Below are 4,934 nucleotides of genomic sequence, written 5' to 3' on the forward strand. Positions count from 1 at the left end.
CCGCGGTCGAGGATGCGGCACGAGACGCGAGGCGACCCCGTTTGATCCTCCAGACCGGCGACCGGCAACCCGACGCGGTCAGGCTGTACGAGAAGAGTGGCTACTCGCGGATCCCGACCTTCTCGCCCTACGAGGCCCTCCCCTTCTCGAACTGCTTCGAGAAGGTGTTCGGGTAGGTAACGCGTTGCCTACAGCCGTGCTGGTCGTCGTTGGTCAATTCGGATAACCGCTGCGGCGATATACGCCGTACCGGTCACCCGAACTGTGCAATGGGATGCACAGGCGACGCGGCATCCCGAGCGCGGGATCGGCCTCAACCACGGTCGGTTCATCGGTCACGAGAACTCCGAGATCGACTACGTACTGCTTGATCCGCTCCGGCGTCCTGCGAGTCAGAATCGACTCGACACGGCCGCGATCGATCGGTTTGCCGCTCGCGGCCAGGACTTGCAGATCGAATCTCCTCGGCTCGACGAGGCACCGGGTTCGATACCGATCACAACTATGCCGGTTCGGCCGACGAACGCCAAGGCCTGCGGTCGGCGCCCGGACGATCCGGGCGCCTCACTCCGCACGTGCCGTCGTTACGCGGTGGTTCCGCCGTCAGCGGTGTAGACGGCACCGTTCACGAACGACGCATCGTCCGACAACAGCCAGGCGACCAGCGTCGCGATCTCGTCGGCTGTGCCGTATCGGCCGAGTGGGATCTGCGAGATGAGCTGGTCGTGGACAGTTGCCGCGTTGCCGGGCGCCCACTGCTCCTCGAGGCTGTCGATCATGCGGGTCGCGATCTGACCGGGCGCGACGGCATTGACCCGGACGCCGCGTCCTCCCGCCTCCAGGGCGGCGCTTCGGGTCAGTCCGACGACCGCGTGCTTGCTGGCGGCATACGCGGAGAGCCGGGGAACACCTCGGATTCCGGCCTGGCTTGCGGTGTTGACGATGGCGCCTCGCCCCTGCGCATACAGGTGCGGAAGCACTTCCCGCATTCCGAAGTACACGCTACCCGCGTTGACCGCGAGTACCTGCCCGAACTGGTCCGGGTCGCTCTCGTCGAGAGCAGTCGCCACCCCCTCGATTCCGGCGTTGTTGTGCAGGTAGTCGATGCGCCCGAAATGCGCGCGTGCCGCGTCGACATACGCTCGTGTTCCGTCGTGGGTGGAGACATCGGCACCGACCGCCAAACAGCATTCTCCGAGTTCGCTCTCCAACTCCTTTACAGCCTGCTCGTCGAGGTCGACGGCCGCGACGCGGATCCCGTCCGCAACCAATCGGCGCACCGTCGCGGCGCCGATCCCGCCACCGGCACCGGTGACGATTGCTACACGGCCGGCACCCTGGTGATCGTCAATCATATTGCCTCACTTGTTATCGATTCCGTCGTGAACGCTCTACTGCGCGGTGTATCCGCCGTCGACGAGGAGAAGCTGACCGGTGACATAAGACGAACTCTCGCTCGCAAGATGTGCCACCGCATCGGCGATGTCGTCCGGAGTCGCGGTTCGGCCCAATGGATGTTGTGCTGCCATCGAATCCCACTGGGCGTCGTCGCTGATCTTGTCGGCGGTGAATCCCACCCGCGCGAAACTGGGTCCGACCGCATTGACACGCACTCCGTGCGAGCCGTATTCGACTGCTGCGGCTTTCGTCAACCCGAGCACCGCGTGCTTCGACGCCACGTACGCACTGATGTTCGGCATCGCAACGGTGCTCATGATCGAGGCGATGTTGATGATGGCCCCTCCGCCCGAGGCCGGCGAGGTCATCGCCGCCAATTCGGCTTGAAGGCAATAGAACACGCTGCTCAGGTTGACATCGATCACCTGCTTCCAGGCGTCGAGCGGGTAGTCGGCGAGCGGCACCATTTCGCCGCCGATTCCGGCATTGTTTACGGCGATGTCGAGGTGGCCGTACTCGCCGACCACGGAGTCGACCACGTCGCGCACTGCGCTGGGATCCGTGAGGTCGATCTTGTGGAACGTTGCGAGGCCTCCAGCCTCCCGAACCGCTGCGGCGGTGGCTTCTCCGCCGGCAGGATCGCGGTCGAGCACCGCAATTTCGGCGCCCGCCGCCGCGAGGCGTCGACTGATCGCGCGGCCGAATCCGCCGCCACCCCCGGTGACGAGCGCTGTCTTGCCTGCAAGGTGTTGAGCATTCATGGATAGTCCTTCACCCTGGTGCGGAGGCACGGTTGGCCCAGGTCTGATCGAACGTGCCCGAGCTGATTTCAAGGATGTTGCCGAACGGGTCCTCGCAGTAGACGATGTCGCGACCGGGAAACAGCGTCCACACCTTGCTGCGCTGCTTGCCGCCGTGCCGCTCGATATGTCCGGCCAACTGCGCGACGTCCGGCCACGTCAGGCACACGTGGAACGGCCCGGTGCGCCAGTACTCGACCCGGTCCGGCTGTGTGGTGGCGGGCGAGAGGAACTGGAACAGCTCGATTCCGGTGCCGTCCCCGGTGGCGAGGAAGGCTACGCGCAGGCTCGCCCACTCAGCCCCGAAGATGTCGCTGAGGACTTCGCCGAACGGTTCGTCCTCCTTGCCGATCTGTATCGGTCCGCCGAGGACGGTGAAGCGCAGCACCTGTCGATACCACTCGACAGCCTCGTCGAGGTCAGGAACGGTGATCCCGACATGGTTGAAAGCGGGCGTCGACGACAGCGATGAGGTCATGGTTTCTCCGATCGATGAGCTGTGCAGATGGAAACGGCTACTGGAGATCGGTCGATCCGTACGAGTAGTCGACCAACTGCGTGTTGTGCACTGCCTCGTTGTCTTTGGCCATGTAGTAGTGAAGTCGCGCATCACCCATGACGGCGAGTTGCCCATCCTCGGTGTAGCCGCCGATGGGTCCGTCGAACATCGCGAGCATCACGCAGCCCGTTTCGGTCGAGAATGGCTCGTGAATGGTGCCGGCCGTTTCGACCGTGAACGAGTGGGGTGTTCCAATGTCGGGGGTCGTCTGCCCGTCGACGACGACCGTTCCGTCGTAGTAGTAGAAGCCGCCCTCGAGGATGTAGACCTGCAGGTTGCCGACATGCCAGTGCGAGGTGGCCTTGATGCCCGGATCCACCTGCAACAAGATCGTGAAGGCACCCGAAACGAGGTTGCAGTAGAGCAGCTTGTAGCGCGTTCCGGGCATCAGCCAGTCGGTCCACTCGGTCTCGTCCATGGTGTGGAAGTCACGCCGATCCCCCTTGGGGGTATTTCCCGGGCTCGTCATCCAGAACAGCGGAGTCCTGGCGGTGGCGGGTGTGGCGGTGTCGTCGACAGCGGTCATCGAATTTCTCCTGCAAAACTGGGGGGATGGAGGTCGTGGTGTCCGGCCGTGACGAGGACTGTTCGACGGCCTGTGACTCACAACACTGTGCCGCCGGAGCGGGACGAACACCAGGTCCTATCCGACGCCCAACGTTAAGCAACGCTTACCGGTCCGTGCGGATGCTCCTGACGTGCACACTTGCAGAATATGGACGCACGCCGCCGGAATCGGGAAGGGAACCCATGGACATACACCCCCGCGTCTTACGCTACTTCCTGGTGGTAGCCGAGGAACTGCACTTCCGCCGCGCTGCCGAACGCCTCTACATCACCGGACCCGCCCTGAGCCAGCAGATTCGTCATCTGGAGCGCGAGCTCGGGTTCGAGGTCCTGAGAAGAACTTCCAGGTCGGTGGAGCTCACAGACAAGGGCGCGGAACTGGTAACGCTCGCTCGCGCAGTTGTCGACGCAAGCGACACGTTGTCGGCTTGGGTTGCGCGCGCAGAGCAGGGAACGACGCGCATTCGGATCGGGTTCATGGCCACCGGGGCGGGTGAGCTCACCCAGGAGATCCTCAATGCCACGAGCGCGAATCTCCCGCTGGTCGATGTGCAGCTCAAGCATCTCGAATGGGGCGACCAGACCCGTGCGCTTTTCGAGAATCGGGTGGACGTGGTCTTCACACGCGAACCTGTCCGAGCTGACGATCTGCGATGCAGCGTGGTCCTGAGCGAGCATCGTGTAGTGGTGCTCCCCAGCAGCCATCCTCTCGCGAACCGGTCGACCGTCGCGTTCCGCGACATCGCGGAGGAAACGTTCCTACCCAGCGAAACAGGTTCCCAGGAATGGATCGACTACTGGCTGGTCAACCCTCGCTCCGACGGATCCGCGGCGCGAACCGGACCCTCGATTTCGACGGTCGAAGAAATGCTCGAGCAATGCGCGGCCGGCACCGGCATCGCCATCACCGCGGAGTCGGTCCCCCACTTCTACGCCCATCCCGGCGTGCGCTTCGTCGTTGTCGAGGACCTGGCACCTACACGCGTTCTCCTGTGCGCTCGTTCAGACAACAGCGACCCGACGGTGCGCAAGTTCGAACAGCTTGTCGAGGAAATTGCCCACGCTTGAACCGCTCGCTTTTGGTTCAAAGCAGTACTCGTACACACGGTCGCGGCCGTGGGCGACCGCCCGCTCGCGCACGTCGCGGGTGTAGTCGCGCGCCGCTCCGATCGACAGGAGTGGCGCATAGATCAGGTCGGCGTGCCTGCCGGCGAAGTCGATGCCCTGCTCGGACCCCCTGCCTGAGCGATGAGCGGGTACCACTGAGGGCCCAGCGGCACGTTGAGCGGCCCCTGCACATGGAAGTACTCTCCGGCCGTGGTCATCGCGGTTCCTTTCGACGTGAGAGACGTGGATCAGGCACGCGGCGCGGAGTGGACCTCACGGACGGCCCGGGCGATGCGCTGTGCCCCGAGACGGAGGTTGTGTTCACTCTGGTTCGTGAACCCCAGGCGCAGGCTCCGTGCGTAGAGTCCGCTCGCGGCGGGGTCGAAGTAGCGGCCCGACGAGAAGTCCGCGCCGAGCGCGGTCGCGGCGGCGGCGGCGGGCCCCGGGGGGGGTTAAAGGGGGGGGGCCGAGGGCCCCCCGGAAAAAACACCCAAGGGCAGCGG

6 protein-coding genes are annotated in these 4,934 nt (G+C 64.5%); 1 reads left to right on the forward strand and 5 read right to left on the reverse strand.

Annotated elements, in window-relative coordinates:
* Positions 1-584 precede the first annotated feature (584 nt).
* From ACFTZB_RS42890 to ACFTZB_RS42905, 4 genes are read right to left on the reverse strand one after another with little or no spacing between them, the layout of a single operon-like run.
* Positions 585-1,355, reverse strand: a complete 771-nt coding sequence (locus tag ACFTZB_RS42890) for an SDR family NAD(P)-dependent oxidoreductase (RefSeq protein WP_378441627.1) — start codon at positions 1,353-1,355, stop codon at positions 585-587.
* Positions 1,356-1,391: 36 nt separating this feature from the next.
* A complete protein-coding gene (locus ACFTZB_RS42895) occupies positions 1,392-2,159 on the reverse strand; it encodes an SDR family NAD(P)-dependent oxidoreductase (RefSeq protein ID WP_378441630.1) in 768 nt (255 codons plus the stop codon).
* 10 nt (positions 2,160-2,169) lie between these two features.
* Entirely contained in the window at positions 2,170-2,676 is a 507-nt protein-coding gene (locus tag ACFTZB_RS42900) for a VOC family protein (protein WP_378441632.1), read from the reverse strand.
* 37 nt (positions 2,677-2,713) lie between these two features.
* Entirely contained in the window at positions 2,714-3,283 is a 570-nt protein-coding gene (locus ACFTZB_RS42905; RefSeq protein WP_378441634.1) for a cupin domain-containing protein, read from the reverse strand.
* Positions 3,284-3,444: 161 nt separating this feature from the next.
* Between ACFTZB_RS42905 and ACFTZB_RS42910 the strand changes: the two genes are divergently transcribed.
* Positions 3,445-4,392: a LysR family transcriptional regulator gene (locus tag ACFTZB_RS42910; RefSeq protein ID WP_378441638.1), complete on the forward strand. Its 948-nt coding sequence runs from the start codon at positions 3,445-3,447 to the stop codon at positions 4,390-4,392.
* Between the two features lie 122 nt (positions 4,393-4,514).
* Here the strand turns inward: ACFTZB_RS42910 and ACFTZB_RS42915 are convergent, their stop codons facing one another.
* Positions 4,515-4,649: a hypothetical protein gene (locus tag ACFTZB_RS42915; RefSeq protein ID WP_378441636.1), complete on the reverse strand. Its 135-nt coding sequence runs from the start codon at positions 4,647-4,649 to the stop codon at positions 4,515-4,517.
* Positions 4,650-4,934 lie beyond the last annotated feature (285 nt).

Source organism: Rhodococcus sp. NPDC057014 (genome assembly GCF_042673295.1).
Taxonomy (GTDB): Bacteria; Actinomycetota; Actinomycetes; order Mycobacteriales; family Mycobacteriaceae; genus Rhodococcus_F.